General features: G+C 47.2%; 2 protein-coding genes. One reads left to right on the top strand and one right to left on the bottom strand.

The window, feature by feature from the left end; genetic code table 11:
• The first annotated feature begins 78 nt into the window (after positions 1 to 78).
• Positions 79 to 543, top strand: a complete 465-nt coding sequence (gene rnhA, locus R8N28_RS26045; protein WP_005484436.1) for a ribonuclease HI — start codon at positions 79 to 81, stop codon at positions 541 to 543.
• A gap of 4 nt (positions 544 to 547) precedes the next feature.
• Here rnhA and R8N28_RS26040 read toward each other — a convergent pair.
• Positions 548 to 1,156 (bottom strand): class I SAM-dependent methyltransferase (locus R8N28_RS26040; protein ID WP_318183761.1); only part of this gene is annotated, 609 nt, incomplete at its 5' end.

Genomic DNA, 1,156 nt, shown 5'->3' with positions numbered 1-1,156 from the left:
GAATTGCTGCTGGTATTCATAAGGTTATGTATGTCAGACTATGCTTTATTAAATGTTTCGGCTAATAGTACCAAAAATATGACCAAACACGTTGAGATTTTCACAGACGGATCTTGTTTAGGAAATCCAGGCCCTGGTGGCTACGGCATCGTCTTACGCTACAAAGACGTAGAAAAGACGCTCTCCAAAGGCTACACCCTCACCACCAACAATCGCATGGAAATGTTAGCCGCAGTTGTCGCCCTGCAAACACTGAAAGAGCCGTGCCGTGTCACGCTGACGACCGATAGTCAGTACGTGCGCCAAGGGATCACGCAGTGGATTCACAACTGGAAAAAACGCGGCTGGAAAACCGCAGATAAAAAGCCCGTGAAGAACGCCGATTTATGGCAAGCACTGGATAAAGAAACGGCACGCCACCAAGTGGATTGGCATTGGGTTAAAGGCCATGCTGGACACAGAGAAAACGAAATCTGTGATGAACTCGCCCGCACAGCAGCAGAAAACCCAACAGAAGAAGATACAGGCTACCAGCCATCTTAATACGCTAGTAGCGCTGGCTCGACACTCTCTTCACACCAAATCCCTCTCGGTTCATCACGCCAAGCGGCGTCAGTTTTTTCTTTAGACGCCAATGTGGTTTGATTGGCTTGAGAGGGTACGTTCGTTTACGAGCGACGATATAGTACAAGCTCCCCGCCGGAGAAGCCCAATCCCCCAAGCTGTTTTCTAACCAAGTCCACATGGTGCGATAACGTGTCATAGGAAACAGCGCATAACGATCACAATGAATTACTTGGTAATTGAGTAACCCTAACCAGTCATTGATTCGGCTCGAAGTAAACATTCGCCCACTCCACGGCAAGTTATTTTTACGCCATGGGAACAAACTCGCCAAACCAGTAAAGCTAATTGGGTTAAACCCCGTAATGATCAAACAGCCATCATCCATCATCACTCTGTCGACTTCTCGCAGCAGACGGTGTGGATCACTTGCATAATCAAGCTGATGGGCAAGTATCACGACATCAAAGCTTTTTTCCAAAAAGGGCAATTCGTAACCATCTGCGATAACATTGTGCAACGGGTTCTGGATATCTACGTTGACTTGGTGTTGAATGTTACAATTACAGCTGGTTAGCTCACAGCTCAACCC

Source organism: Vibrio sp. Vb1554 (assembly GCF_033344235.1).
The sequence above is the reverse complement of the archived record's forward strand: the minus strand, read 5'-3'. Positions and strand labels throughout refer to the sequence as shown.